Origin of the sequence: Anaerotignum faecicola (assembly GCA_024460105.1) — a bacterium.
In the GTDB taxonomy this organism is placed as follows: Bacteria; Bacillota; Clostridia; order Lachnospirales; family Anaerotignaceae; genus JANFXS01.
Genome location: JANFXS010000438.1, coordinates 1 through 411 on the forward strand (window position 1 = coordinate 1; position 411 = coordinate 411).

A 411-nucleotide genomic window follows, 5' to 3' on the forward strand; every position below is an offset into this window, starting at 1 on the left:
CTTTTTCAAATAACTCTGTTACCTTTTTCTTTAGCTGTTCAAAATCCTCCTGCTCATATTGCACAAATATATCCCCTTTCCTGTGAGGCCGGTCCGGACTGGCTCCGCCAGTCCTCTGCAAGATACGGATTTTGCCGTACAAAATCCATTCTTGTTAGGGGAGTCCCCCTAATACCCCCGTATCAGCCTCAAAATGCTGATATCACTCACACATTTCTGCTGTCATCTTCGCTCAAAATGAGCTGATATCTGATAGCAGAAAAGGGAAACTGACAGCAGTTTCCCCACAACTCGCATATTAACCTGCTATCAGCTTCGATTATCTGACAGCAGGCAATATGAAATCTGATATCACCAAAACCTTTTAGATATCAATGTTTTGAAGTTCCTGCTATCAGTTACGGATAACTG

Annotated in this window: 1 protein-coding gene; it reads left to right on the forward strand. The window is 42.6% G+C overall.

Features of this window, described 5'->3' with window-relative positions; translation table 11 throughout:
• Window positions 1-246 (forward strand): hypothetical protein (locus NE664_14760; protein MCQ4727896.1); only part of this gene is annotated, 246 nt, incomplete at its 5' end.
• Window positions 247-411 lie beyond the last annotated feature (165 nt).